Here is a 25,914-nt window from a genome sequence, read left to right on the forward strand (position 1 = left end):
AAGGTGATAGCAATGAAAAAGTTCAAGTTTTTGTTCCTCGTCCCTTTATTTTTTGTATGCTTTTTGGTTAGTGGGTGTTCGTTTGGAGAAGATGAAGAAACAGAGAAAGCAATTGAAAAAACATCCGATAGTGATTTAACACCTCTTGAGGAGAACACGTCAGTATATATTGCGGAAGATGGAGCAGCCTCTGGAGCAGGATTTTATATCGCTGAAGAAAAAGGGTATTTTGATGAATATAATATTGATGTAGAATTCGTCCAATTCGCGAACAGTGATGATATGCTTCCCGCATTAGCTGCAGGAGAGGTAGATATCGCGGGTGGTGTTTCGACCTCATCCTTTTTTAATGCCATCGCTCAGGGGATTGATGTGAAAATCATCGCGGATAAAGGACATTATATAGAAGGAAGCTCTTATTTCTCTTTTGTCGTGAGGGAAGATTTGAAAGATGAAATCAAGGACTATGAGGATTTAAAAGGAAAACGTGTCGCCGTATCCTCTAGAAACGCAGTAGATGATTATATCTTTCAAGAAATGCTCAAGCATGCAGGACTGACCGAAGATGATGTGGAGTTCGTCCTCATGTCTGACTTTGGCAATATGCTTGCTTCTATGGGGAATGGATCCATTGATGCGGCTCTGCAAATTGAACCTTTGATTACTCAAGGAATCGAGCAAGGAATTCACGCCAGGTTAGGGGACGCTACGGATTTCGCTCCGAATGCGCAAATCGCCATGGTTCTCGGGTCTCCGCAGTTCATTGAAAAAGACCAGGATGTGTCCTTGCGTTTTATGGCTGCTTATTTAAAAGGGGTACGTGATTATAATGAAGCGTTCCTCAACGGTAAAGGAAAAGATGAGATCATTGATATTATGACAAAACACACAGCATTAAAGGATCCTGCTATATGGGAAAAGGTTTCAATCACGGGGCTGGATCCAAATGGAAGAATGTTTATTGATGATATTAAAAAGCAGTATGATATGTATAAAAAGAATGGAGCAACCCGCGGTGAATTCGATTTCGATGAATCGATTGATACGTCCGTTACTGAAAAAGCAGTGGAAATCATAGGGGAGTATGAACTAACCGAATAATTTGAAGAGGAAGCGTGCTAAATTCATTAAACAAACAGAATCTTTTAACTTCTGTTTGTTTTTTGTGTGAACCTATAAATTCTTTAGATAAGCTTATTAAAAAGAAAGTTCGGTTTCATATTATTGATTTGAAAAATGGTCTCTTGGAAATAGCTCGCTCCAAGACCCTATTACTATCGTTTGAGGAACGAAACCATAGTTTAATTCGTATAGGACTTAATGTTGTTATGTCTCAAGTTTTGAGCGCTTTCCCCCTTCATGAAAAGGATTGATTATGTTTAATTTCTATAATTCAATAAATAGGTGAAATGGTGAGACGACATATTTGAAAGCGGAAGTACTTCGTTCATCGGCTTATGGACTTTAGGAGATAAAGAAGAAACTGAAGAACGAACGTGATTCGGTGAGACTTATCGTACAGAAGTGATGTAAGCTGCAGAATATATTCAATTTCGAGACAGTTTATAAAAAAATGGGCGTAGGGAAACGGTTAGACTCCTGCGGGATATGCGGGTTAGATGAGATTTCGGAAGGCGAAGCCTGAGGAGGCTCAGCGCACGCCCACGGAAAGCGAACCGTTTCCCGGAGCCGCTAACTCTAACTAATATCTCGAAAACGACTTCCCTAATACTGCAGTATCATTGAATGCCTCTTTTATAAAATCAACTTTAGCGTTTAACATATCATTTTAGAAAATAGACAAGCTATATATAGCAAGACAATTCATAACAAAAGAGGTGAAGAAAGAATGGGCAAAAAAGCTAAAAACAAAAGTAAAGAAGATTTGAATGCTTTAAAGAGAGAAAAAGGTGACAAAAAGCAGCATGATGCTAATATGCCGACGAAGTAATACAAACGGACTAAGTAAAGCAAATTGTCCCAGATTAAAAAACCAGCTACCCTTAAATGGATAGCTGGTTTTACTTCTTAATATCTGATAGGCGATCCAGGTCCCAGGTCGTTAGGTATATCAAAAGGAAGATAACCAATTGACATCCATACGATCAAGAATAAGGTCCATGTCACTAAGAAAATAATGGAATAAGGGAACATGACGGAAATCAACGTCCCGATTCCCATTTTCTTATCATACTTCTGTGCAAATGCAATAATAATTGCAAAATAGGTCATCAAAGGTGTAATAATATTGGTAGCTGAATCGGCAATCCGATACGCCATTTGCGTCAACTCAGGTGAATATCCGAGCTGCATCATGATCGGTACGAAAACAGGGGCCATCATCGCCCATTTAGCAGATGCACTTCCGATGAAAAGATTTATGAAACCGGCTACCAAAATAAACATGATAATCAAAGGAATACCGGAAAGATTAATTGACTCAAGAAATTGTGCGCCAAACACTCCGAGCACAAGTCCCATGTTCGATTCTGTAAAATAAGCAACGAATTGACCAGCAGTGAAAGCTAATACAATAAACATGCCCATGGATGCCATCGTATCGGACAACTGATCTGCCACATCCTTATCGTTGCGAATGACCTTCGTCACTTTTCCGTAAACAAGGCCAGGAATGAAGAATAACAAAGCAATAATAGGTACTAAAGAACTCATGAACGGAGATTGGACAACCGAACCATCTTCTCCTCGCATAATTCCATTAGAGGGAACGATCAATAGTGCAGTGGCAATTAAGCCGATCAGTAAAGCAATCCCTGCAGCCTTCAACCCTTTTTTCTCTAGTGAATCCAATCCTTTAAGGTCTTCTGTGTAATCTCCTGTGTATTTCCCTAAACGCGGTTCTACGATTTTTTCAGTGACCCATGCTCCCACAAAAGTAAGTAAGAATACAGATGCAAAAATGAAATAGTAGTTCATTGCAATATTCATGCCTTCTGCATATTGAGGGTCAATGACAGAAGCTGCGTCGATCGTCAGTTCTCCAAGCATCGGGTCGGTGGCTGATAGGAAAAGGTTCGCACTGAACCCGGCTGAAACCCCGGCGAACGCAGCGGCTAACCCAGCCAGCGGATGCCTTCCAAGAGCGGCGAAAATCACGGCGCCAAGTGGAGGAAGAACTACGTAACCAGCATCAGAAGCCACGCTGGACATAATACCGGCAAACACTAATCCAAGTGTAACCAATTGCTTAGGTACGGAGAGAACAAATCCTCTTAAGCAGGCGCTGATCAGTCCTGTTCTCTCGGCAAGCCCGATACCCAGCATAGTAGCCAATACCACACCGAGTGGAGCGAATCCTATGAAGTTGTCGACCATGCTTTCAAAAATATACTGAATGCCTTCAGCATTTAACAAGTTAGTGACTTCAACCATTTCTCCTTCTTCACCAGGGTGTTCTACGCTTACACCCGTTGCAGAAATGATGGCTGAGAGGGCGATGACAGCAAGCGCCAAAATGGCAAACAATGTAACAGGGTGAGGGAGCTTATTCCCTAAAGTTTCAACCCCATCGAGAAAACGCTGAAACAACCCTCTGCGTTTTTTATCCATACTAGTCGTGCTCCTTTCAAATAACACTATAAAGATATAATGAAAAAATTTTCTGATAATTCATCCGTGAAAATGACCTTTAGACCTTTGACCCGTGTAACATTATATCGGATCATGCTGAAAATTAAATACATTTAGAAAAAGCGCTAAAAATTAAAATATTCAAAGAATTGAATTTAAAAAGTCTTAACACTATAGTTCTTTCTCTTTCCATACGTTTCTAGGGCTTAGCAATTTTCTTATAGAAGATTGGTAATCAATGCTTTCTTCTGTAAATGAATGAGAGCTAGGTTAAAGTAATATACTCGATTGACTTATATATCATTAAACGATATAATCCATCTAATGATATATCATTTAATGATATAAAGAGGTGAAAACATGCCAAGAAATGATGCTTTAGAAAATGGGGAGTTGACCGATACTTCCTACTATATTTTATTGTCGTTAGTTGAACCCAAACATGGATACCTCATCATGAATACAGTCGAGCAAATGACTGATAAACGAATTCAAATCGGACCTGCTTCCATGTATACGACGATTAAAAAGTTATCCGCTGCAAGTTTAATCAAGCTTTATGGAGAAGGAGAAAAAAAGAAAAAAACCTATGTCATTACTGAAAAAGGCAGGAAAATGCTTGAAAGCGAAATAGAAAGAAAAAGAGAAATGGTAAGACATGGGGAAGAGATTTTACTTCAATTAAAGGAGATGGGCTCATGAGAAAGACTAAGTATATAGGCAGCGGGGGTTTGGCATTCGATGAAGAAAAGGATATGGAAAGATTAAGTAAATATGCAAGTAAAGGGTGGATCTTAGAAAAGTTCGCTTTTCTTGGTTTCAAACTTAGAAAAGGGCCAAGTGAATCAGTTGATTATTCGGTAGCTTATGAAAGCGATCCAGATGAAGATTACTTCGCTTATTTTGAAGCTGCTGGATGGAAGCATGTTTGTTCAACAGGAAATTACATACACATTTTCAGTGCGCCGAAGAACACGACGCCTATATACACTGATAAAGCAAGCATCGTTGATAAATATGAGAAAGAAAAGCGCAAAATGGCTGATATTGCCTTTCCAACCCTCATATTCATGGCAATATTATTCATCCTTGACTCTCTCAGTAATTTAAGCTGGGTATCTGACGTTGTTGGAACTATAAGCTTAGGGTTAGCTTGCCTGACTCTCATCGTCCTAGTATTTACTGGATTACCTTATTTTGGTTATCAATATAAAATTTATAAGTTAAGAAAGTAGAATCAAAAGTTATTAATCCTTTAGGGGGAGATCGTATTGTGGAATATTAACAAAGCTTCTCAATTAATGGAGACCCGCTACCCGATTATTCAAGCCGGTATGGCCGGGGGTGTCACCACTCCAGAATTAGCCGCAACCGTATCAAATAGTGGAGCACTAGGAATGATTGGTGCAGGATATATGACACCTGAAGTTTTGGAAGAGGCTGTAATTCAAGTAAAAGATCGAACGGATCAGTCTTTCGGTGTGAATTTATTTATTCCTGAAATTCCAGCCATCATGGCAGAAGAGGTAGAGAAGGCCAATACAATATTAAAACCATTCCATGAAGAACTTGATGTAGAGCCTACAGAAGTAAAACTACCTACAAAAGAAAATTTTGAAAAACAGGTGGAACTAGTCTTGCAGCATGACATAAAAGTGTGCAGTTTCACATTTGGAGTACCTTCAAAAGAACTCATTCATGAATTGAAAAAAAATAACACGCTAGTGATCGGGACGGCGACAACGGTAGAAGAGGCTTGTATTAATGAAGATCAAGGTGTTGATATTGTGGTGGCTCAAGGAAGCGAAGCGGGCGGCCATAGAGGAACCTTTGTAAATGAATTTGATAAAGCGATGATTGGAACTATGTCACTAGTTCCGCAAATTGTCGATCATGTAACAATTCCTGTGATAGCCGCAGGAGGGATTATGGATGGCAGGGGTGTTCTAGCTTCTTTGTCGTTAGGTGCTCAAGGTGTGCAAATGGGCACGGCTTTTGTCACTACAAAAGAAAGTGGGGCAAAGAAACAGCATAAAGACGCTATTCTGCAAACGAATGAAGCTGAGACTGTAATGACCTCGTCATTCAGTGGTAAGCCTGCTAGAGGGATAAACAATCAATTCATAAGAAAAATGAGAAAATACGAAAATCAACTTCCTTCTTATCCTATTCAAAATTCTTTAACGAAGGTGATTAGAAGTGAAGCGGCTAAACAGAATAGAAGTGAGTACATGTCTTTATGGTCGGGACAGAGTCCCAGGCTCAGTCGGGATATATCTGCAGAAGAATTGATTGAATCTATCGTATCTCAAGTGAATCATTCTCTTCATAATATAAGACAGCTATAGATCTTATAGAAAAGTAATGCAGGTTTTACAAGATAATAATTGAAGTACTTAATGATAAGTATTAAATTTTCTGAGAAGAGGTGGCAGCGTGTATGAATTGAAAACGAAAGAAAACGATCGTAATGTCTTAGAGTTCATTGAAAGCGTTGAAAATCCGAGAAAACGAGAAGATGCTTATGCTTTATTAGATATTTTCACTGAAGTAACAGGGTACCAGGCTAAGATGTGGGGACCAACCATCATTGGTTTCGGTTCTTACCATTATATTTACGACTCAGGTCATGAGGGCGATGCACCCCTCACAGGTTTTTCACCGAGAAAATCTAAGATCAGCCTCTATTTTGCCACAGGAGATAACAAAAGAGACGAGCTGTTGAGCAGTTTTGGGAAGCATACAACTGGGAAAGCGTGTGTGTATCTTAATAAATTGGATGATATTGATATTAAAGTGCTAAAAAAACTGATCAAAAGGTCGATGTGTTTTTTGAGAGAAAAGTACCCGCAATGATTGAATTGATGCCTGATTGCCTAGTGAATGAGCCTGGCTGATCAGGTATTTCTATTTTATGGAACTGAATTTTTCTTTCAACAATATAAAAGGCACATAGCTTGATGAACACGTAAGCAACAACGATAATAGAGGTAATAAATTTTTGATTAGATGGAAGGGGACAGGCTTATGTATGAAGGGATTCATCATGTTTCGTTATTAGTCAGCGATATAGACAGAGCAAAAAATTTTTACGGAGAAGTCTTAGGGTTTCAAGAAAGTGAGGAACGACCAGATTTCGGATTTCCCGGCGCATGGTATCAAGTAGGTTCCACCCAAATTCATTTGATTGTACATGAAGGTGGAAACACACTAAGAGGTACTACAGAAATTGATAGCCGTGATGGTCATTTTGCTGCAAGGGCGGAGGATATAGAAGCAGTTATTGATAACTTGAAGAAGCATAACGTAGAATTCGTCGATAAACCTGATAATAAAACAGAGTGGCACCAGGTTTTCATAAGCGATCCCGATGGCAACCTGATCGAATTCAACAAATAAAGAGGGAGGGGTAAGTTTGGAATCATTTATTCGCAATGACCAGTTCAATCTAATAAAAAGCCAGACACACCAACTGATCAATGGTCACTCCACCGTCAAAGATAGTTCGGTGCTCCAAGCGTTAAAGTCTCTATCTGAAGAAAAGGTGCTTCAATCGTTTCAAGAGCTTTCAGGGGAACAAGAAGACATGGTAAGACAAGTGACAAAAATAGAAGACCAGGCCGATGCTGTGCTCGTACTTTCACGACTTAAGCATTATGTACTTCCTTTTCCGGAAATAAAAGAAAATACATTAAAAAAATTATTCCCAAACGTTAAAAAGATGAAATTTCCTTTATTGCTTGATGTCGATCGTAGAGAGTTATCCTATTTAGGGTGGGACGATCATGGGGCGCATCGAAAATATATTGTCTTTCAAGGGAAAGAAGGTCTTCAAGGAATGGCTGGGTCATTTACAAAATCCAGCCAAAACGGAATTTGTTCGATTTGCAATCAGTATGAACGGGTAGGGATGTTCACAACAACTATTAAAGAATCCGATCAGCATACTGTAAAGAGAGGAAATTATATCTGCCAGGACAGTATGGCTTGTAACCAGCATCTTACAAAGATCGATCCATTTTATGAGTTTGTAGATCGTTTAATGGTTAACCAATAAATAGACAGGCTGATTCATACGAAAGCAGCCTGTCTATTTGGGAATCTTACTCTACACCAATGGCATCATAAGCCTGGTGTACGGAAAACACTTCCTGCGAATCAATTCCGTACAGGTCTATGGCTGATTGAACCGCAGCCTGCCTCATCATGCTGAAGTCAGAGGTAGCCGTCAGATATTTGGTAAGCGCACGGTAGTAGATTTGTTCGGTAGCTTTTCTTCCGACACCTTCAACGGTCACATCATAGTGTGTACCACCTTCAGATAGAAGGTAGGCCGCTTTATTGTTAATACTTGAGTTTACGTGTACACCGCCGTTATCCAAGTCACCTGTATACAACTCACTATAATGGTCAGGGTATCCTTTTCCTTCCTCAAGAGGATTAGGAATAGAAGACGGGTCTTTTAATGAACGAAGAGCGTCTCCTTCGATACCGGGCGTGTAAATATCTTCACCCATCAGCCAATCGTCTCTGTCTACCATCGCCCCAAGTATATCTGAGAATGACTCATTTAAAGCACCAGGTTCATCTTGATAGACAAGATCTGCTGACCGGTCAGTAACGGCATGTGTCATTTCATGGCCAATGACATCAACTGCCCCTGATAAAGGCACGAAATTTTCGCCATCCCCATCTCCATACATCATTTGCACACCATTCCATGCGGCGTTATTCCAATTCTCACCGACATGAACAGATGAAATCATGCGTGCTCCATTATCATCAAAAGAATCACGGTTGAAGGTTTCCTTGAAATAATCATACACCTCGCCGGCGTGGGCGTGAGCATCTACAGCCGCTGAATCCGAGAAGAATTTATGTCCGCTGGTCACTTCATCCCCGTGATAGCCGATCAACTGGGAGAACCGGTTGAATAGGTTTGGATCCATTTCAAGAGCGTCAAACGTGTGTATTCCATCTCCTCTAGTTTCATCGAACAAATAATATCCTCCGTCTGCAGAGGTAGCCTGGAATTTGGTCCGATCTCCTAAGACTCCCTCTCCGAAAGCTGTGACGTGGTCTATCGCATTGTAGTTGTCGACGATATCTCCCGTTTTAGCATCGATAAAATAATGCCAATACCCCGGAGCTGGTTTTGATGTAGAAGCTTTGACGAGATACGTCAGGTGAAATTCTCCATCCATTTCATAAATGAAAAGCTCGCTGGAAGGGGCCGCATCAAAATCTTCTACCTTGCCAATTTCCTCTTCAATCGATGATACAGCTATATCTACAGCTTTATCAGATTGCAGTGAAGGAGTGGTATCTACCTGTTTCTTTTCTTTCTCAGGTATGACTTCTCCGAAGAATGCTTTTACTTCCTGCTTATCATTTAAAGCGACCGTTTGATGAGATCCGTAGATCGGTACGCCATCCTGCTCCTCTATTAAGCGCACGTGGTAAGTTCCGTTCTGCTTATCTTCTTGCGTTTCAATCACTTTAAAGTCTTTCTTCATATTGCCCTTCAATTTGAATTTTTCCTTCTGATGTTCTAAATATGCGAAAGCGACATCTTCTTCAGATAAGCTGCTTTTTGAAAGCATGAGGTTAGGCATCTTCCAATCCTCGATAATGTAAGAAGGTGTCCCGTACTTTTCATTCATTTTCATTTCACTCGTATCTGCGAGGACAGGGGTGGCTCCGAATGTAAGGCCGCCTAAGGCGATGGTTAAGGCTAGAGACGATGAAAATATTTTCTTTTTCAAATCAATCTTCCTCCTCAAATTGGTTTAGTTTTATTTCTTCTTATTCGTAATCTTCGCCTTCCGTTTGTTTTGCATTGAATTCCCATTCAAGGTTCAAATCATCACCCTGGAAAACATTCTGGTCTTCATCATTATCCACAAATTCAAATTCAACCCAAAGTGTATCTTGACTACCAACGTCTAATCCCCCGCGCTGCTCCCAGAGTGGATCGAAGATATCCTTAGCGACGACATCTGGATCCAGAGATTGTAGTTCACTTAAAGTAGTTTCAAAGACCGGCTCACTTTCCTTATCCCAGTTCCAAAGGAAATTCACACGGATGTGGTCCCCTAAATCCTCGCTTCCGTTATCTCCTTTGCTGTCTATGACATTATAATCTGTCAATAGACTTATAGATTTAATGTCCAGCGTTCCCTCGTTTGCTAAAGCAAATTCACGCAATACCGTATCGCCTGGCTTCAAATCCTTAATATCGACGATGACTTGTGGGTCTACAGACACATCCAGCGTCCCCATCCCGAACGTATTGTTCGTTGTTTCTGAATCACTGAAATAAGCGTATGTACCTCCTCCCATAAGTGATAAACCTAACGAAGCGGTTAACATACCTGCACTAACCTTCTTGAAAAACCCCATCTTAACTCCTCCTTAAATATTGTGAATTCTTATACGGATGCATAAGAAGTGAAACCATTATGATCTTGCGGTTGAAGCTTCGTGCTCTTTTTTGAAACCCAGAAGCGTGCGTCTTAGCGTCAAAATAGACGAAGAGAATAAAAGCAGCCCTGGAATGAATAAGAGTAAAGCGGAGCCTAATTTAGAATTAGCATAATTCAACAGGAATCCTGCGTAGGGAATAGTATAACCCGCGTATTTCCCTACTATATTAGTTGAAAGAACAGGTTCTATATCTGCACCCTCGTTGTTGTCACCTTTTGTTGTATAAAGTGTCTCTGCTTTTGTTTGCTGAATATCGGTTACACGGTGAGTAACTAGATTCTCATCCTTATCCACAAATGTGACGATATCGTTTTTATTAAAACTTTCACCTTCATCTGTAAGCTCGATAGCAATAATGGAGCCGGTGTCAAAAGTCGGTTCCATCGAACCTGACAGCACTGTTTTGAATTGATAGCCAAAAATGGTAGGTTCACCGCCGCTTGCTTTCACTGAAATGACTAAAACGGCCAGACAAACGATGATCACGACACAAAAGCCTGTAAATAACGTTGAGAGAATTTTTAAAAGCTTTTTCATTCTACTTACCTCCCTGATTTATTTCGTTTCGCTGGACATTTCATCCTTATCTGCAGTATCATCCTTTTCCTCAGTTGAATCGTCACCTTCAGATTTTTCTTTATTATCAGTAGAGGTTTCTTCTGCAGATGACTCTTTCTTTGGATCTTTTCCATCTGGTACCTCATCTTTCATTTGTTCATTTTGTTTCTTGTTTTCTTTATCATCTTGCATTTCTTGTTCTTCGATTTCCTGTTCTTTTTGTTCTTCGAGTTCTTGCATTTCTTGTTCTTCGATTTCCTGTTCTTTTTGTTCTTCAAGTTCTTGCTTTTCTTGTTCTTCAGTTTCCTGTTCTTTTTGTTCTTCGAGTTCTTGCATTTCTTGTTCTTCGATTTCCTGTTCTTTTTGTTCTTTGAGTTCTTGCTTTTCTTGCTCCTTTAGATCCTCTTCCTTATCCATCAGTTGATTTATTCTTTTTTCGATCTTCGATAGCTCTATTTCAGTAGATTTATCATAGATTTCGTTTGCTTTCCTAAGAGACACCTTTACATTCTCTTCATTTTTGAACGTAGTAATGATTTCTTCATATAAACTATTGAATTCTGTCATAAGCCTAATTAATTGCTCAAGATTAGATGTGAGGGATTGTTTCGATTCGGCGATTTCATCAAGAGTATTGTAGTTTATTGGTTTGTCTAATGAGTCTTTATAGATTTCATAGGCTTCATCGTAATTTTGTTCAAGCTCTTTCACTGTTTCTTCTGCTGCTTGTGGAAATATGTCTGCTGTAGTTATAGACATCGTTTCTTTTTCGTTAGAAAGGAAGGCCGCCTCCGTTTCTGAAACTAATTGAGAAGACAACCCCACAAATAAAGAGAGAAAGGTCATTCTCATGATTAATTGTTTGAATGGCTTTCTTTTTCGACTATCCATTCCATTCCCCCCTTGAGACGTTTGTCGGTTTATCAAAAGAATAATCTCTCTATATCTATTATGGAGGAGTGTGGATTTTCTTTATATTAGCCATGCGGCATATTTTACTCGGGCAAAAGTAAGAGGGTGGACTACTGCATCTGTACTATGAAACTAGTACATTGTTATAACTGGGAGCATAAAAAAAACCCTCAGTTGAGGGTTTAAGTTTGCGTGCTATGAACCAATTCTACAGAAGGGAACAAATTTTTCTGCACGGCATAAATAATTGCCTGAGATCGGCTTTTGACTTTTAGCTTCTTGTAAATATTGCTTATGTGTATTTTTACTGTTTTGTCACTGATGAAAAGGATGCGGGCAATCTCTTTATTAGTTAAACCTTTAGATAATTCTCTTAACACTTCTTGTTCTCGTTGAGTAAGAGTTGTTTCAGGTGATAGTGAATGTTTTCGGCTGCGATAATGTATTAACAAATCCTTAGTCATAGAGGGGGGGAGCACACAATCCCCTTTATACACGTTCATAATTCCATAAATCAATTCTTCACTCGTTGTTTCTTTTAATAAGTAGCCTGAGGCACCGGCATCAAGAGCATTTTGTAAATATTGTTCGTCATCAGCTACAGTGAGAATGAGTACTTTACTTGTGGAGTGGTACTGTGTAATATATGATGTTAATTCAATTCCGCTTTCTCCGTGTAGATGGATATCCAATATGATAATATCCGGTTGAATTTCCGTCAGCTTTTCTTTCACTTCGATAGGACGACTCGCTTCTGCTATGACTTCCATGTTTTTTTCCAAGTTGATTACGTGGGAAATTCCATCTCTTAAAACAGTATGATCATCAACTACCATAACACTTATCATAGAATTTTCTACCTCCTGTTTTAATTACGCAAGAAAAACTACTTAGACGAAAATCATCAAAATACAACATTTTAATTCTACATAACGAACAAAACTAAGACAATAATCTACAAAGGTTATTCTAAACCGATAACGTAGTTTTGAATAGTTAAACGGTGTTTTAAAGCTGTATTATCCCACATGTTCCACAGAGAACATGTCCCCTAATCTTTATGTATAATACATATATTACCATCAAGGTCGGTTTCTTTCCACTGTAATACAAAAAAATGTTCTCAATAAAGGAATCGTGATGTGGTGGTTTTTTTAGAGTATATGAACTACAATAATAGGTATATTTTACAAAAAATACATTAGGTGTTACGTTTGTATCACTATTATAGCCGATCTTTATAAGAGTTTATCCTTATAAAGGAGATTAATATACTTATTTAGTCTCTATAAAATGTTAGCAAATGTAATTGAAAAGGAGCATGAAATGTTAAATTCATCTTTCAAAAAAATTATGGCGGGACTTTTTCTCGTCGCATTAATAGGTGTCGGTTTATTAATTTATTTTGTTGTCACTGACATCACTGCACAACAATCCGACGATGAAACGGCCACGGCTGAAACAAACGAAGAAGAAACTTCCACAGATCAAATAGAAGAAACTCAAAAGACCGTTGGAAAGGATCATGTAGAAGTTGGTGATTTTGTCAGTGATACCCATGATTTTTATAACGAAACGACCGGCTACGGGAGAACGGCAAGCATAGATTGGGACGAGCAGCGGTCAAAAGCTGAAGAGGTTTTATCTGAAATCGAAAACCTTTCCCCAGACGTAGAGTTTGACCCGCTGCAAAATGATTTAAGTAAAATCAAGGGGCTTGCTAATAACGTCATGGATGGAGAAGATCTTGATGATGTAAGAGATCTTCATCGGATGTTCCATGATCTTGATATCGCTTTAAATTCGTATAATGGATCAGACAAAATTTGGAATGTCACAGAAACTTTGGAATAAGTTACTGGCGGTAACTTTTTAAAAGTTTCTGTTTGAAGTTGATTAATAACAAAACGAAAAACCTCATTGCATGGAGTAATGAGGTTTTTCGTTTTGTGTCATTATCGTATATAACACCTAAAGTGTTGGAAAAATAAAAGAAACAATTAAATGGGAGTTTGTATACAGGAGGGTTGGTCCGCTCACCCCTAATTTTTTTGCTTTGGTTGAAGCGGTTTCGAGAAACTTATATGGCAGAGGGGCGGAGGGAAACGGAGAGACTCCTGGGGGAGGAGCGGGACAGGTGAGACCCCGGAGAGTGAAGCTTGAGGAGGCTCAGCGCCCGCCCCCCGGAAAGCGATCCGTTTCCCGGAGCCCCTAAATTCTCATGATGGCTCGAACCTGAGTCTTCCACTACATGGAGCTTTTGCTGAAGAATTGAGTTTCGCCGGTCTGTAGCTTCATTAAAACTGTCCGCTATACCAGGAAAAGTAGCCGAATTTCACTGATACTGCTATGAGCAGACCTAGCATAGAAAACATGATGATAGGAAAAATCCAATCTTTTTTTGATATCGTGATTGGCCGGTAGTAAGTTCTATTCCGGTCACCGGTAAAACCCTTGGACTCCATAGCAACGGCTGTTCTTTCAGCTTTACGTATGGCACCAGCCAGCAGTGGAATAGCAAATCTTTGAAATTGCTGGAGTTTGGCTGGGAATGATGCAGCCTCGTTCAATCCTCGTAAACGATGCGCTGACCGAATGTGCTGGAACTCATCTTTCATCATAGGTAAAAAACGATATCCTGCTAGTATTCCATAAGCTAATTTTGGTGGAAGCTTTAACTGCTGAATTAAACTGAGGATAAATTGAACCATATTCGTTGTAAAAACGAAAAGCAGTGATAATGTCGCAAATGCTAGTATTCTCAGTGATAGCGATATGGCGACGAGCAGGTCTTCTTTAGGAACCTCCCAGCCCAGAATGGTGACTTGTTCTGCTGGATCGTTGGGAACATCTGCAAAAATAATTGAACTCCAAAGCATTCCAAAAGCGAATAAGAGAAAAGAAAGAAAATAGATGATGTAATATTTTTTTCGGAAAGAACCGAATGAAAATGTAATGAGCAGCGTCCAAAAAATATAGATTAGTGGTGTAATCGGGTCAAAAAGAAAAGCGAGAACAAATACGAGACCTACGATCGTTAAAGCCTTTACACTAGGATTTACATTATGAAGGTACATAGGAATCCTTCCTTTTCTTCAGCATCCGTTCAAGTTCAATACGATTAGGATAGGTTAATTGAAAATCATCAAGGTCACCGCGTACCCATAGCTTAGCTGGACTTACATCGGCTGCAATGCGTCCCTCGTCAACAACAAGAACTCTTGTAGCATACTGATCGACGAGATTCATATCATGAGTGATCATGACAATCGAAGTCCCTTTGTTGAATTTATCCATTAATAGTTCCATAAGTTTGTCTGTAGAAGCGGCATCCTGGCCGAACGTAGGCTCGTCCAGGAAGAGAAGGGACTGATCATTTGCAAGCATAGCAGCTACACTCAGCCGTCTTTTTTGGCCTTGACTTAAAGCGAAAGGATGATGATGCTTCCATTGTTCTAAATGAAATTGTGCAAGAATCTTATCCGTTTTTCGTTCTGCCTCCTGGCTATCCGGGTACATAATGCGAAGTCCAAAAGCTATTTCTTCATAAACTGAATCAGTGATGAACTGATGCTCAGGATTTTGGAAAACGTATCCAAGCTTCTCGTATAAATGACGTTCTTTCCACTGTGAAAGAAGTTTTCCTTGAAAGGAAATTTTTCCTTTGGACGGCTTAGAGATACCTGCAAGTAAACGGGAAAGCGAGGTTTTGCCACTACCATTGGCACCAACAATAGCGATAAACTCATGTTGGTGTATTTGGAGTGCGGTCGATCGGACTACTTTTTTCCATGAAACATTGTAAGCTTCTAATAGAACGTCTCCTCGTTTATGCTTAGAAGCTGGATGACTTACATTTAATAACTCAGGGTTGTTTACGTTAACAAGCTCTTCTATAAGTAACGGAAGTCTGAGGAAAGCGATCTTTTTCTTAATGGCGGTCTGGGCAGCGAAGGGCATCCATATTCCCTGCTTTTGCAGCGATGCAGCATGAAGTTCCATACCCTTGCGAAATGGTCCGTCATAGAGGCAGACTCCATTATTTTGTAAAATAAACGCACGTTCTAATAAAGTAACCCAATCATCCAGCTGATGCTCGATGACAATGAGAGCGAAGTCCCTTTTGTGTTTCAAGGCAGATAAAGTGGCGACGAAGTCTTTTGAGGCAACTGGGTCCAGGTTAGCTGTTGGTTCATCTAGTACAATTACTTCTGGCTCCATTGCTAAAATACATGCTAATGCGAGTTTTTGTTTTTGCCCACCAGAAAGTTTAGAAATCTGTGCCGACTTGAATTCGTATAACCCTACTGAGTGTAAAACGTCATTGATTATAGCTTCCATCTCTTGGACAGGGGTCCTCAGATTCTCTAGTCCAAAAGCAATTTCGTCTTCAACGGTCAGCATACAAAACTGGGTCTCGGGGTCCTGGAAGACCACACCTACATGCTTACTTGCTGCGCCTGGTTGGAATTCTCGTGTGCTTTTTCCGTTAACGGTTACACTGCCTTTCATCGTCCCGTCCAGTTCTCTAGGGTATAGGCCATTGAGACATTGGATCAATGAGCTTTTTCCCGAACCACTGGGGCCGAGAATCAATACATTCTCGCAAGCATGAATTTGAAAAGAAAGATTTCTGAAAACCGGTCGTTCCATTTCCTCATAATAAAGGGAAAGGTTCTCAGCTCGAATAATTTCCTTACTCATGCTGCATGCTTCCTTCGTTGTTCTTTACCAAGAGCAAAGCTCGCAAGTACACCCGTTTTCGCTAGTGCATCACTCAGCCATTTCCCTAAAAGACCAGCTATCAAAGCACCACTAGTCATACGTGTGAGAAGCATGGCAAATACGTAAGATGAGCTTAGTGCAGCGAACCCTGAAGTGAAATATCCCCAAACAAAGCTGAAAAGTGCAGCCATCATTCCCGCAAGCATGAGCACTTGTAGGTTGTAATATTTGTAACGGGTCAGTGCGAATGCCGACTCAGCTCCTAACCCCTGAATAATACCGCTTATGATCAACATAGGTCCTATAGCATTCCCGAGGAGTACTTCCACAGTGGCAGCAATCGTTTCTGATAAAAAAGCTGCACCAGGTTTGCGTATGATATAAGCAGCGATGATCGAGACGATAAACCAAATCCCAAAAATCAAATCGTATCCGATAGGACCAAACAAGCCGGCAAGAATTTTCCCTACAGGTAAAAAGGCTAGGTAGACGACAGCAAAAACGACCGACAGCACTGACATGACAACAATTTCTTTCAACCTCCATTGCTTCATGATGCATCCTCTTTATTCGATGGGCTATTCGCAGAAACCGTGACGGTCATGACCGTGTGGGACGAACCGCTTTTTTCCGTTTCTCTAAAGACATCTTCAAGACCTGCGAAAATACTATGCGTATCGCCATCGAGACGAGTTGAATAGTGTGCTCTTGAAACGTCCACACCGTTAGCTTCCATTCTCTCTATTTGACTGTAAATGGTGTCCATATAATCTCCGCCGCCCATTGGGTAGAGGGAGAACTTGGCTGCAATCTTTTGGTCAATTGAAATAGAATTGAGTTCATTCATCCGTTCTCTCGACTCCGTCATGAACGCATCACCCGAAGAATCTCCAGGACACCCTATGGAATACGTCCCTTGAAAAGCAACATGTACACCACGGTCCGCAATCGTAAGCAGGATAGCTTTAGTAACATCAAAAACATGCTCTATTCTTCCTCTTACGGTTGTGGTGACATCGTCGGTTTCCATCCATACTTTCGAAGTATCCACGTGTTTTAGACTTTCCAAAATATGTTCGATAAATTGATCGGACATCGGATGAACCGAAAACGAGCATCCGGCGGTCCTTAAATTTCCACATTGTTCATTCATACTGAACCCTCCTTCGATTTTAAAACACAAAAAAACTGCACCCCATGGGAATGCAGTCTCCAATCGAAAAAGGTATAGACCTTCTTAATTCATTGAGAGTCGACTGCACTTCCCCACGCTAGTATTATCTAGTTCGGGTAGTAAGGGTCGGAGAATTCTCCTCTCAGCCGCATGATGCAGCTCCCCTAGTGCTTGACGTAACGTTATGCAGTTCGTGTTTCATCTTATCATAGTGTAATTAACTAGTTTTGTAAACAGATAGAAGTAGATTAAATCCTTCTAGTGGAATTAGACTTTCATACGGGTCTCTTGACCTATTGAAACGTTTACATTATTAAAGGTAAAATGTGGGACACGAAAAAAGACTGAATATGTCAAAGCTAGTCGAAGGAGAGGTTAAGTTGAGTATATTTACCATTTTGTCGTTTTTGTTTTTTACAGGTATGGTTGCCCTGATTTCTTATCTGCTTACTCGTAAAGAGGATCTGGATTCCCATGATGGATATTTTCTCGGGGGAAGGAACCTTGGGGCGTGGGTAATCGCAGGCTCTTTGATGTTAACAAATTTATCTACAGAACAACTGGTAGGTTTAAATGAACAAGGCTATACGGATACATTGGCTGTGATGGGCTGGGAAGTTGGTTCTGCAATTGCATTAGTCATCGTGGCATTCTTTTTACTTCCTCGTTATTTAAAAGGAGGAATTACAACGATTCCTGACTTTTTGGAAGACCGATATGACTTTGGCACGAAACAATTCGTTACGATTCTCTTCTTATTCGGCTACGTATTTAACCTGCTGCCTCCTATTTTGTATTCCGGCTCAGTAGCACTGAATGGTATTTTTGATGTTCCAGGTTTACTAGGTATAAGTCGTACTGCCGGATTGTGGGTGACCGTATTCACCGTTGGTATCATAGGATCGATTTATGCAATCTTTGGAGGGTTGAAGGCAGTAGCTATCTCCGATTCAATCAATGGAATAGGCTTGTTAATAGGGGGACTTTTGATACCGATCATTGGGTTGTTCGCCCTTGGTGATGGTTCTTTTGGAAACGGTGTTCAAACTATTATGGAAGACTCACCCGAGAAATTGAATTCCGTAGGAGATGCTGATAGTCCGGTGCCTTTTAGTACAATGTTCACGGGAATGCTTCTAGTGAATTTATTTTATTGGGGGATGGCGCAGCACATCATGCAAAGAGCAATTGCGGCTAAAAATTTGAAAGAAGGTCAAAAAGGTGTGTTAATTGCGGCGTTCCTGAAGTTACTCGGTCCAGTCTTTTTGATTCTTCCAGGAATTATTGCCTATAACATGTTCGGGCCAGATATCGAATCCGCAGATGCTTACTCCATGCTAGTGAGCGAAGTACTGCCGAAACCGCTTTTAGGTTTTTTTGCAGCCGTGCTGTTCGGAGCAATACTTTCTTCTTTTAACTCTGCCCTGAATTCGACGGTTACACTATTAACACTGAATATTTACAAACCGTATTTCAAGCCAGATGCTCCAGACAGAGTAATTGTGAAAAAAGGGAAATTGATAGGTGTGGTTTTAGCGGTGTTCGCCATGTGTATCGCTCCTTTAATTGATAAGGTACCACAGGGGTTCTTTCAATATTTACAGATCATTAACGGGTTCTATAACGTACCTATATTAACGGTTCTAATTGTAGGCTATTTGACAAAAAGAGTACCAGCCATTGCTGCTAAAGTGTCACTTGTTTTATTCATTACTGCATACGGAACCACTCAATTCCTATGGGATACTGGTGTTCATTTTCTTCATATACTTGGCATTCTATTTGTAGTTTGTACAACACTGATGTTGGTCATTGGTAAACTGGCACCGCGAGATACAGACTTTGTTCTTGAAGAGAAGGCAAAAGTGGATATGACACCATGGAAGTTAGTCTACCCAGTAGGTTTCGCGGCATTAGTTGCCATGGTTCTCCTTTATGTTTTGTTTTCTCCAGCTGGAATTATCTAAGCTTTCTGAGGAATAGTCAGGAGACATCATAACCAATGATGTTGTAATTTTCTGATAAATACGTATAATTCTAGTAAAATGCAACTTGAAGGAGATAGACTTATGAACACAACTGAAAACTTATATGAAGAATTACGAAATGCATTGAAGGATCATCAAGTTTCTAAAAATGAAACTTTGATTGAACAACATAGTCATGATGAGTCTTACCATAAACCAAGTGCACCGGATTTTGTGATTTATCCTGAAAGTGTAGAAGATGTCCAATTGGTTGTCAAAATTGCAAGCGTTTACGGAGTTCCTGTTGTGCCCTACGGACTAGGTACAAGCTTGGAAGGTCACACGATTCCATATGACCGCGGGATTACCATCGACTTTTCTGAAATGAATTCTGTGCTTGAGGTTCGTGAGAGTGATTTTCTCGTTAAAGTACAGCCGGGGGTGACAAGGTCACAGCTCAATAAAGAATTAAAAAAGTACGGCTTGTTTTTTTCTGTCGACCCTGGAGCAGACGCGACGCTCGGAGGGATGGCAGCTACAAATGCAAGTGGTACGACTTCAGTCAAGTATGGGGTCATGCGCGACCAGGTGCGAGATTTAGAGGTAGTTCTTGCTGATGGTGAGGTCATACATACAGGAAGTTTAGCTCAGAAATCTTCCTCCGGCTATAACCTGAATAGTTTGTTTGTTGGTTCTGAGGGCACTCTCGGCTGCATCACTGAATTAACTTTGAAGGTGTATGGCATTCCTGAGCATACAGTAGCGGCTAGGGCCTCCTTCCCGACCGTAGATGATGCTGTAGAAGCAGTGGTTTCCATACTGCAGGCTGGAGTTCCGGTGGCCCGGGTTGAACTTGTGGACGAGCCTTCGATGAAGCAGGCGAACACGTTCAGCGCTACCAATTACAAAGTGAAGCCTACGTTGTTTCTAGAGTTTCATGGCAACGAGCCCGGTCTAAAGCATGATGTTGAATTTACGAAAGAAATCGTTGCGGATCACCGTTGTGATGATATTCATTTTGAAGAAGATAACGCAGCGAGAAATAAGCTGTGGGAGGCGAGACATAATCTCGCTTATGCTTATGTACATGGCAACCCTGGCAAAAAGCTGATGGTGACCGATGTTTGTGTCCCGATTTCCGAGCTGGCTGGAGCTATTAAACACGCAAGGGAACAAGTAGACAAGCTTCAGCTGAACGGCGGAATTCTTGGCCATGTAGGGGATGGGAATTACCACATTCTACTTATGATGGACTTAAGTGACTCACAAGAAGTAAAGAATGCTGAGCATTTAAATGAGCAAATTGTAGAATATGCATTAGGGCGAGGAGGCACATGTACTGGAGAGCACGGTGTAGGGGTAGGCAAGATGAAATATCAGCAGAGAGAACATGGCCATGCTCTACAAATCATGGAAAAAATTAAACTGGCGCTTGATCCCGCCCAAATGCTTAATCCTCACAAACTCGTCCATCAGAGGAGAGAAAAATCATGAAAATACTAGAGGCGGTCAGTAATGCAGCAGGCAAGTACTTTGCTTTCTGGGTTATTGGAGTTGCGGTTGTTGCTTATCTCATTCCTGATCCATTCCTGTTTTTGAATGGTTACATCACCATTTTATTAGGGGTTGTCATGTTCGGAATGGGGCTGACGTTAAAGCCGGTAGACTTCAAGTTGGTTATTAGTAAACCACTTCCAGTCATTATCGGTGTACTGGCCCAATATTTGATTATGCCATTAATCGCCCTTGGTATTGCTTATGTATTAAGACTCCCTGGCGAACTAGCTGCTGGATTGGTATTACTGGGTTCAGTGCCGGGAGGGACCGCGTCAAACGTCATCGTATATTTGGCGAGAGGAAATCTGGCACTCTCTGTAGCGATGACCTCACTTTCTACTTTGCTCGCACCTATAGCAACGCCTTTTATTCTACTGGCTCTTGCGGATCAGTGGCTGCCTGTTGACCCTTTAGCTATGTTCCTCTCAATTGTCAATGTGATTATCATACCTATCACGCTGGGGATTATTATTAGAAGGTTATTTCCTGCAGCTGTTGATAAGAGTACTACGGCCATTCCCCTTATTTCTGTGGTGGCGATCATTGTCATCGTTTCAGCTGTAGTTTCAGCAAATGTTGAAAGCATCGCAACATCCGGGTTACTTATATTCACAGCGGTAATGCTTCATAATCTTTTAGGTCTGCTTCTTGGTTATATAACGGCAATGCTGATGAGACTGGATGAGAGTAAACGCCGGGCCATATCAATTGAGGTTGGTATGCAGAATTCCGGACTTGGGGTAGCTTTGGCAACGGCTCATTTTGGTCCATTAGCAGCGCTGCCAAGTGTAATAGCGGCTGTCTGGCATAACATTTCAGGACCGATTTTAGCGACGGTATGGTCAAAGAAACCCGTTGAAAAAGAGGAGGACATCCCGGTAAATCCGATTGTACCCAACGCCAGAAACACTGGAAGTAAGTAAATTATAAGCCGCATCTCTTCGGGTCTGAGGAGGTGCGGCTGTATTAAAAGTACAGCAAAGTGACAGGGATTTAAAATAAAAGCCAAGTTTATACACTCACTGGGGAAATTTGGGGGAATGTAAGGAATGAGAGAAAAATTCCACAAAAAAAGACGGCGGCACCGTCTTGAATTCACTTAAATTAGTAAGTAAATACCAATACTAATTACACATACTATAATGAACTTGTGCTATACTCAAATCGCAGGTCCTGTATCAGAATGAGTTAAACCTCTTAAAAGGAGGTGATCGCCTGTGAGTCCGTTTGAAGCAATAAGCGTAATGTTAAGCTTTGGAATGCTGATAGCGGTTTTAATTCACCACAAGCAATAGAAAATTTCAACTCATTCTGAATCATCCCAAGGTGTGAGGGCACCTTGGTTTTTATTTTTCATAACAATTATATCTTTAATTCTACATGATATCAAGTAGCTCAAAGTTCATAATTGAAATACATTGATCTATTCTGACTATTATTGAAGTTTGAAGTTATGATCGATTCAGAGACTTTGTCTATGGTAATAAGATATGAAAGAAAATAAGAAAAATACCTAATGTACATAACATCTCGAAGAAAGGAGACTTTTATGCAAGGGGTCATAGTTTCATGGAGCGGCGGAAAAGACAGTGCATTAGCTCTTTACAAGTTATTGAATTCCGAAGGTTATCGAGTGGAAGGTTTACTATCCACTACTTCTTCAGAAAGTGAGCGGTTACCTGTTCACGAAGTAAGAAGAGAATTGATCAAAAAGCAAGCAGAATCCTTGAATTTGCCGCTTTTTGAGGTCCAATTACCAGCAAACGCTGATAATGAAACATACGAACATACTCTTTCTCAACAGTTCGCTGAGTTTAAGAAGCAAGACATAGAAATGATCGCTTTTGCCGATTTATTTTTGCAAGAAATTAGAGAGTACAGAGAAAATCTTCTGGAGCGTTGCGGCATGAAGGGGGTCTTTCCTTTATGGGGGATGGATACCAGCGACGCAGCGGCCGACATTATCGAATTAGGAATTAAAACAGTAATAACTACCGTGGACACAGAAAAGCTTTCACCGCAAATGTTGGGCAGGTCTTACAGCGCCGGTTTTCTTAAAGAGCTTCCTGATGATATCGATCCGTGCGGAGAGAATGGGGAATTTCACACGTTCGTTTATGATGGTCCACTATTCAATGAGCAAATAAAAGTTATGGCAGAAAGCGTGTTTGAAACAATGAACGGACGTTTTGCTCACATAGAATTAAGATACAGGAGTTGAGCTGACTATATCTTGTCTTCATACATGAAGTATGGTAATATTCTTCCAATAGAGGTGTGTACATTATGAACAAACTGAGAAATTCATCCCTACAATCACATCATCATATCCATTAGCCTTGCTATCCGATTGAAACTGAATCGTTTATAGGAAGGCTATTTATAATGAACCGCATGATTAGAGTTTTAACTCTTAATTCGTGCGGTTCATTTTTTATTTGCAGAGCTCTGTTTAAGGAAAGCTATTTTAAGAGGAGGAATGGAAATGAAGAAGATGAACTATCAAAATGTAAAAGGGACTAAGGATTTTTTGCCGGGAGAAGAAATCGTAAGAAGAAAAGTAAGAAGAACACTGGAAGATGTGTTCATACAATATGGCTGTCAGCCGCTTGAAACACCGATATTAAACTATACAGACCTCTTGGCTTCTAAATATGCTGGAGGAGCAGAGATTTTAGAAGAAATGTATCAATTGTCAGATCGAGGAGGGCGGGAATTGGGACTGCGATACGATTTGACCGTTCCTTTCGCAAAAGCAGTAGCCATGAATCCCTCCTTGAAGCTGCCGTTTAAGAGGTATGAGATCGGTAAAGTTTTCAGGGATGGCCCTATCAAAACGGGAAGACTTCGTGAATTCACTCAATGTGACGTAGATATAGTAGGAGTAGAAACACAAATGGGCGAAGCAGAGTTAATGATGATGGCTGCAGATTCATTTGAAAAATTGGAAATGAACGTAACGATTGAATATAACAACCGCAAGCTGCTCAATGGACTGCTGAGTTCTTTTGGAATCCAGGCAGACGATCGAGAATCCGTTATTCTCACGCTTGATAAATTGAACAAAATAGAAGTGAAAGGAGTAATAACTGAGTTAAAGGAAAAGCAGGTTTCACTACAAGCCATTTCTAAAATTGAAAACTTCTTGAATACAGAAGATAATCTAGAGGTTGGCTACTTTGAGTCTTACACTGGTTTAAATGAAGAACTTGACCAAGGTATCAAAGAATTGAAGGAATTAACAGGCTTTATCGAATATGCGGGCTTACAAGGGGAATGCATATTCAATCCTTTTTTAGCTAGAGGATTAGAAATTTATTCAGGCACCGTGTACGAAATCTTCATACAAGGTTCAGGATTCACCTCGAGTATAGGCGGAGGCGGCAGATATGATAATGCCATAGGTGGATTAATCGGTACAGAAGAGACTTTTTCTACAGTAGGAATTTCGTTCGGGTTAGATGCTGTTTGTGCCGCAATGAAAGAAGGAGCTTCTTCGGGTATGACGAATGTAGCAGTCATTGATAGTTATGTTATCCCTTTGAGCCGGGAGAAAGAAGCTTTGTTAGTCGGAAGGAATTTAAGAGAAAAAGGTGAAAATGTGGAAGTCGATCTATCAGGGAAAAAATTGATCAAAGCCATGAAAAGAGCGAATGAACTTAAGGTGCGTAAAGTAGTAATCGTTGGGGACGATGAAGTACTTAAAAAGCAAATTAGTATAAAGGATATGGAGAGTGGGGCAGAGAGAACTGAACCATTTTCCTTTTGAGTGAGAGTGAAAGGTTCAACAAGCCAGAATAGGAATCTTAGAAATCGAAATTTTTGAATTGAATAAAAAGCATGAACCAATAAGCTTTTCTTCATAATAAGAGGGAAGGGAGGAGTAGTTATGGGAAAAGACCGACAAGAGAAAAAGCTGAAGAAATCCAGAAAAGTGGAATCGGATCGCGACCAAAATATAGCGTATCCAGGAGCCACAAAGATGGAGAGTTCTGATGAAGAGAGAAAAGAAAGATAATTGAAAAGAGCGGCCTCTACATCACTAGAGGTCGCTCTTTTCAATTGTTTTGTATAGGACAAACTTGGGGCGGGAGATGCTAATGTGTAAGGAGGGATTTCTCATGATGGATATCTCAGATGTATTAACGTTAATGATTAATTTCAGCATATTAGTGATTGCCATATTGAAGTTCCACGACCATGATCAGGGGTAATTTGGGAAACAATTTCTTCGATTATTACACTAATTTTTACTTCGTCCCACCACTTTTTTGTTTTTTAATTTTTTTTCTTCTTTGACGGTAAATGAAGGTAGCGATCATATTAGCAGGTAAGATGATAAAGTTTCCTTGTAATTGAAAATGAGTCAATTGTGTTCCTAAGGGTTGATCATCATAATATTTCTGCTGACTCTTATCACCTATATCCTCTGATAGATTTTTCAAGTAAATGTATTGCACGGGTATAAAAGCTAAATTAATAAACCCGAAGATCGCTAAGAGCATTCCGACGACAAATAAAATAAATAACACCCCTAACCTTATTTCTTAAAATTCCCTACAAATGACCTGGATTAAACGTTTCAGCTTTTTTATTTGGCATTGTTAAAGTTCCGTGTTGATATTCATATAAGCTACCTATAGCAGAAGACTCAGTTTCGAGATATTCGAACTGTTTCCTTTATGATTGACAGCGTTTAGAGCTCCGGGAAATCACTCGCTTTCCGTGGGAGCGCGGTGAGCCTCCTCGAGGCTAACGCTCTCCGGGGTCTCACCAAGCACTCTTTTCCCACAGGAGTCTCGCGATTTCCCGGAGCTCATTGCCATAATTAGATGGTATGGAAACACCGATTTCGAATGTCAGATGCTACGCTACATTTATGATAAAAGCTTGATCTTTCTTTTTGAAAGTGACCATCAACGATAAAAAAGACCTCCCTGAAAG

27 protein-coding genes and 1 riboswitch are annotated in these 25,914 nt (G+C 40.3%); of the genes, 16 read left to right on the forward strand and 11 right to left on the reverse strand.

Going from position 1 to position 25,914, the window contains the following annotated elements; all coding sequences use genetic code 11:
• The first annotated feature begins 12 nt into the window (after positions 1-12).
• Positions 13-1,101 carry an ABC transporter substrate-binding protein gene (locus tag LF817_RS11845; protein ID WP_253936033.1) on the forward strand — a complete coding sequence of 363 codons (1,089 nt, stop codon included), beginning with the start codon at positions 13-15 and terminating at the stop codon, positions 1,099-1,101.
• Positions 1,102-2,028: 927 nt separating this feature from the next.
• Here LF817_RS11845 and LF817_RS11850 read toward each other — a convergent pair.
• The gene (locus LF817_RS11850) at positions 2,029-3,570 is read right to left on the reverse strand and encodes an AbgT family transporter (RefSeq protein WP_253936034.1); all 1,542 of its coding nucleotides are present in this window, start codon (positions 3,568-3,570) and stop codon (positions 2,029-2,031) included.
• Positions 3,571-3,951: 381 nt separating this feature from the next.
• On the opposite strand from LF817_RS11850, the gene LF817_RS11855 reads away from it, so the two are divergent.
• From LF817_RS11855 to LF817_RS11880, 6 genes are all read left to right on the forward strand, one after another.
• Positions 3,952-4,293, forward strand: coding sequence for a PadR family transcriptional regulator (locus LF817_RS11855; RefSeq protein ID WP_253936035.1), 342 nt, complete (start codon positions 3,952-3,954; stop codon positions 4,291-4,293).
• Positions 4,290-4,826, forward strand: a complete 537-nt coding sequence (locus LF817_RS11860; RefSeq protein WP_253936036.1) for a DUF2812 domain-containing protein — start codon at positions 4,290-4,292, stop codon at positions 4,824-4,826. The genes LF817_RS11855 and LF817_RS11860 overlap by 4 nt, the downstream gene beginning before the upstream one ends.
• Before the next feature lie 36 nt (positions 4,827-4,862).
• Complete coding sequence (locus LF817_RS11865; protein WP_253936037.1) at positions 4,863-5,939, forward strand: NAD(P)H-dependent flavin oxidoreductase; 1,077 nt, start codon at positions 4,863-4,865, stop codon at positions 5,937-5,939.
• Positions 5,940-6,027: 88 nt separating this feature from the next.
• Positions 6,028-6,447, forward strand: coding sequence for a DUF1801 domain-containing protein (locus tag LF817_RS11870; RefSeq protein ID WP_253936038.1), 420 nt, complete (start codon positions 6,028-6,030; stop codon positions 6,445-6,447).
• Between the two features lie 171 nt (positions 6,448-6,618).
• The gene (locus tag LF817_RS11875; protein WP_253936039.1) at positions 6,619-6,990 is read left to right on the forward strand and encodes a VOC family protein; all 372 of its coding nucleotides are present in this window, start codon (positions 6,619-6,621) and stop codon (positions 6,988-6,990) included.
• A 16-nt stretch (positions 6,991-7,006) separates the two neighbouring features.
• Positions 7,007-7,648, forward strand: a complete 642-nt coding sequence (locus LF817_RS11880; protein ID WP_253936040.1) for a FusB/FusC family EF-G-binding protein — start codon at positions 7,007-7,009, stop codon at positions 7,646-7,648.
• Between the two features lie 46 nt (positions 7,649-7,694).
• On the opposite strand, the gene LF817_RS11885 is transcribed toward LF817_RS11880, so the two are convergent.
• From LF817_RS11885 to LF817_RS11905, 5 genes are all read right to left on the reverse strand, one after another.
• A complete protein-coding gene (locus LF817_RS11885) occupies positions 7,695-9,356 on the reverse strand; it encodes a M4 family metallopeptidase (RefSeq protein WP_253936041.1) in 1,662 nt (553 codons plus the stop codon).
• A gap of 40 nt (positions 9,357-9,396) precedes the next feature.
• Complete coding sequence (locus tag LF817_RS11890) at positions 9,397-9,993, reverse strand: CalY family protein (RefSeq protein ID WP_253936042.1); 597 nt, start codon at positions 9,991-9,993, stop codon at positions 9,397-9,399.
• A gap of 57 nt (positions 9,994-10,050) precedes the next feature.
• Complete coding sequence (sipW, locus tag LF817_RS11895) at positions 10,051-10,614, reverse strand: signal peptidase I SipW (RefSeq protein ID WP_253936043.1); 564 nt, start codon at positions 10,612-10,614, stop codon at positions 10,051-10,053.
• Positions 10,615-10,632: 18 nt separating this feature from the next.
• A complete protein-coding gene (locus LF817_RS11900; RefSeq protein ID WP_253936044.1) occupies positions 10,633-11,526 on the reverse strand; it encodes a DUF4047 domain-containing protein in 894 nt (297 codons plus the stop codon).
• A 203-nt stretch (positions 11,527-11,729) separates the two neighbouring features.
• On the reverse strand, positions 11,730-12,395 hold the full coding sequence (locus LF817_RS11905) for a LuxR C-terminal-related transcriptional regulator (RefSeq protein WP_253936045.1): 666 nt from the start codon (positions 12,393-12,395) through the stop codon (positions 11,730-11,732).
• Between the two features lie 478 nt (positions 12,396-12,873).
• Here LF817_RS11905 and LF817_RS11910 point away from each other — a divergent pair, with 478 nt between their 5' ends.
• The gene (locus LF817_RS11910; protein WP_253936046.1) at positions 12,874-13,401 is read left to right on the forward strand and encodes a hypothetical protein; all 528 of its coding nucleotides are present in this window, start codon (positions 12,874-12,876) and stop codon (positions 13,399-13,401) included.
• Between the two features lie 443 nt (positions 13,402-13,844).
• Here the strand turns inward: LF817_RS11910 and LF817_RS11915 are convergent, their stop codons facing one another.
• The 4 genes from LF817_RS11915 to LF817_RS11930 are packed head-to-tail and all read right to left on the reverse strand — an operon-like array spanning position 13,845 to position 17,425.
• Positions 13,845-14,624 (reverse strand): energy-coupling factor transporter transmembrane component T family protein, encoded by a 780-nt coding sequence (locus LF817_RS11915; RefSeq protein ID WP_253936047.1) that lies wholly within the window; start codon positions 14,622-14,624, stop codon positions 13,845-13,847.
• Positions 14,611-16,251, reverse strand: a complete 1,641-nt coding sequence (locus LF817_RS11920; protein WP_253936048.1) for an ABC transporter ATP-binding protein — start codon at positions 16,249-16,251, stop codon at positions 14,611-14,613. Before LF817_RS11920 ends, LF817_RS11915 begins: the two co-directional genes overlap by 14 nt.
• Entirely contained in the window at positions 16,248-16,826 is a 579-nt protein-coding gene (locus LF817_RS11925; RefSeq protein WP_253936049.1) for an ECF transporter S component, read from the reverse strand. The genes LF817_RS11920 and LF817_RS11925 overlap by 4 nt, the downstream gene beginning before the upstream one ends.
• A complete protein-coding gene (locus tag LF817_RS11930) occupies positions 16,823-17,425 on the reverse strand; it encodes a YkoF family thiamine/hydroxymethylpyrimidine-binding protein (protein ID WP_253936050.1) in 603 nt (200 codons plus the stop codon). Before LF817_RS11930 ends, LF817_RS11925 begins: the two co-directional genes overlap by 4 nt.
• A 93-nt stretch (positions 17,426-17,518) precedes the next feature.
• Positions 17,519-17,622: riboswitch (TPP riboswitch) on the reverse strand.
• A 204-nt stretch (positions 17,623-17,826) separates the two neighbouring features.
• Between LF817_RS11930 and LF817_RS11935 the strand changes: the two genes are divergently transcribed.
• The 8 genes from LF817_RS11935 (at position 17,827) to LF817_RS11965 (ending at position 25,184) form a co-directional block, all read left to right on the forward strand.
• Positions 17,827-19,413: a solute:sodium symporter family transporter gene (locus tag LF817_RS11935; protein ID WP_253936051.1), complete on the forward strand. Its 1,587-nt coding sequence runs from the start codon at positions 17,827-17,829 to the stop codon at positions 19,411-19,413.
• A 102-nt stretch (positions 19,414-19,515) separates the two neighbouring features.
• On the forward strand, positions 19,516-20,907 hold the full coding sequence (locus tag LF817_RS11940) for an FAD-binding oxidoreductase (protein ID WP_253936052.1): 1,392 nt from the start codon (positions 19,516-19,518) through the stop codon (positions 20,905-20,907).
• Positions 20,904-21,893 carry a bile acid:sodium symporter family protein gene (locus LF817_RS11945; protein ID WP_253936053.1) on the forward strand — a complete coding sequence of 330 codons (990 nt, stop codon included), beginning with the start codon at positions 20,904-20,906 and terminating at the stop codon, positions 21,891-21,893. The genes LF817_RS11940 and LF817_RS11945 overlap by 4 nt, the downstream gene beginning before the upstream one ends.
• 294 nt (positions 21,894-22,187) lie before the next feature.
• Complete coding sequence (locus LF817_RS20415) at positions 22,188-22,265, forward strand: putative holin-like toxin (protein WP_352232265.1); 78 nt, start codon at positions 22,188-22,190, stop codon at positions 22,263-22,265.
• A gap of 254 nt (positions 22,266-22,519) precedes the next feature.
• Positions 22,520-23,191, forward strand: coding sequence for a Dph6-related ATP pyrophosphatase (locus tag LF817_RS11950; RefSeq protein ID WP_253936054.1), 672 nt, complete (start codon positions 22,520-22,522; stop codon positions 23,189-23,191).
• A 264-nt stretch (positions 23,192-23,455) separates the two neighbouring features.
• Positions 23,456-24,739 (forward strand): histidine--tRNA ligase, encoded by a 1,284-nt coding sequence (locus LF817_RS11955; RefSeq protein ID WP_253936055.1) that lies wholly within the window; start codon positions 23,456-23,458, stop codon positions 24,737-24,739.
• 120 nt (positions 24,740-24,859) lie between these two features.
• A complete protein-coding gene (locus tag LF817_RS11960; protein WP_253936056.1) occupies positions 24,860-24,988 on the forward strand; it encodes a YpzI family protein in 129 nt (42 codons plus the stop codon).
• Positions 24,989-25,091: 103 nt separating this feature from the next.
• Positions 25,092-25,184: a putative holin-like toxin gene (locus tag LF817_RS11965; protein WP_253936057.1), complete on the forward strand. Its 93-nt coding sequence runs from the start codon at positions 25,092-25,094 to the stop codon at positions 25,182-25,184.
• A 36-nt stretch (positions 25,185-25,220) separates the two neighbouring features.
• Here LF817_RS11965 and LF817_RS11970 read toward each other — a convergent pair whose 3' ends face one another.
• Positions 25,221-25,502 carry a DUF3949 domain-containing protein gene (locus tag LF817_RS11970; protein WP_253936058.1) on the reverse strand — a complete coding sequence of 94 codons (282 nt, stop codon included), beginning with the start codon at positions 25,500-25,502 and terminating at the stop codon, positions 25,221-25,223.
• Between the last annotated feature and the right edge of the window lie 412 nt (positions 25,503-25,914).

Origin of the sequence: Halobacillus sp. A1 (assembly GCF_024189295.1) — a bacterium.
GTDB lineage: Bacteria > Bacillota > Bacilli > Bacillales > Halobacillaceae > Halobacillus_A.

Coding starts and splice junctions, on each gene's coding strand:
- LF817_RS11845 (WP_253936033.1), top strand. CDS start 13: ATGAAAAAGTTCAAGTTTTTGTTCCTCGTCCCTTTATTTTTTGTATGC.
- LF817_RS11850 (WP_253936034.1), bottom strand. CDS start 3,570: ATGGATAAAAAACGCAGAGGGTTGTTTCAGCGTTTTCTCGATGGGGTT.
- LF817_RS11855 (WP_253936035.1), top strand. CDS start 3,952: ATGCCAAGAAATGATGCTTTAGAAAATGGGGAGTTGACCGATACTTCC.
- LF817_RS11860 (WP_253936036.1), top strand. CDS start 4,290: ATGAGAAAGACTAAGTATATAGGCAGCGGGGGTTTGGCATTCGATGAA.
- LF817_RS11875 (WP_253936039.1), top strand. CDS start 6,619: ATGTATGAAGGGATTCATCATGTTTCGTTATTAGTCAGCGATATAGAC.
- LF817_RS11890 (WP_253936042.1), bottom strand. CDS start 9,993: ATGGGGTTTTTCAAGAAGGTTAGTGCAGGTATGTTAACCGCTTCGTTA.
- sipW (WP_253936043.1), bottom strand. CDS start 10,614: ATGAAAAAGCTTTTAAAAATTCTCTCAACGTTATTTACAGGCTTTTGT.
- LF817_RS11900 (WP_253936044.1), bottom strand. CDS start 11,526: ATGGATAGTCGAAAAAGAAAGCCATTCAAACAATTAATCATGAGAATG.
- LF817_RS11905 (WP_253936045.1), bottom strand. CDS start 12,395: ATGATAAGTGTTATGGTAGTTGATGATCATACTGTTTTAAGAGATGGA.
- LF817_RS11910 (WP_253936046.1), top strand. CDS start 12,874: ATGTTAAATTCATCTTTCAAAAAAATTATGGCGGGACTTTTTCTCGTC.
- LF817_RS11915 (WP_253936047.1), bottom strand. CDS start 14,624: ATGTACCTTCATAATGTAAATCCTAGTGTAAAGGCTTTAACGATCGTA.
- LF817_RS11920 (WP_253936048.1), bottom strand. CDS start 16,251: ATGAGTAAGGAAATTATTCGAGCTGAGAACCTTTCCCTTTATTATGAG.
- LF817_RS11925 (WP_253936049.1), bottom strand. CDS start 16,826: ATGAAGCAATGGAGGTTGAAAGAAATTGTTGTCATGTCAGTGCTGTCG.
- LF817_RS11930 (WP_253936050.1), bottom strand. CDS start 17,425: ATGAATGAACAATGTGGAAATTTAAGGACCGCCGGATGCTCGTTTTCG.
- LF817_RS11940 (WP_253936052.1), top strand. CDS start 19,516: ATGAACACAACTGAAAACTTATATGAAGAATTACGAAATGCATTGAAG.
- LF817_RS11945 (WP_253936053.1), top strand. CDS start 20,904: ATGAAAATACTAGAGGCGGTCAGTAATGCAGCAGGCAAGTACTTTGCT.
- LF817_RS11950 (WP_253936054.1), top strand. CDS start 22,520: ATGCAAGGGGTCATAGTTTCATGGAGCGGCGGAAAAGACAGTGCATTA.
- LF817_RS11955 (WP_253936055.1), top strand. CDS start 23,456: ATGAAGAAGATGAACTATCAAAATGTAAAAGGGACTAAGGATTTTTTG.
- LF817_RS11960 (WP_253936056.1), top strand. CDS start 24,860: ATGGGAAAAGACCGACAAGAGAAAAAGCTGAAGAAATCCAGAAAAGTG.
- LF817_RS11965 (WP_253936057.1), top strand. CDS start 25,092: ATGATGGATATCTCAGATGTATTAACGTTAATGATTAATTTCAGCATA.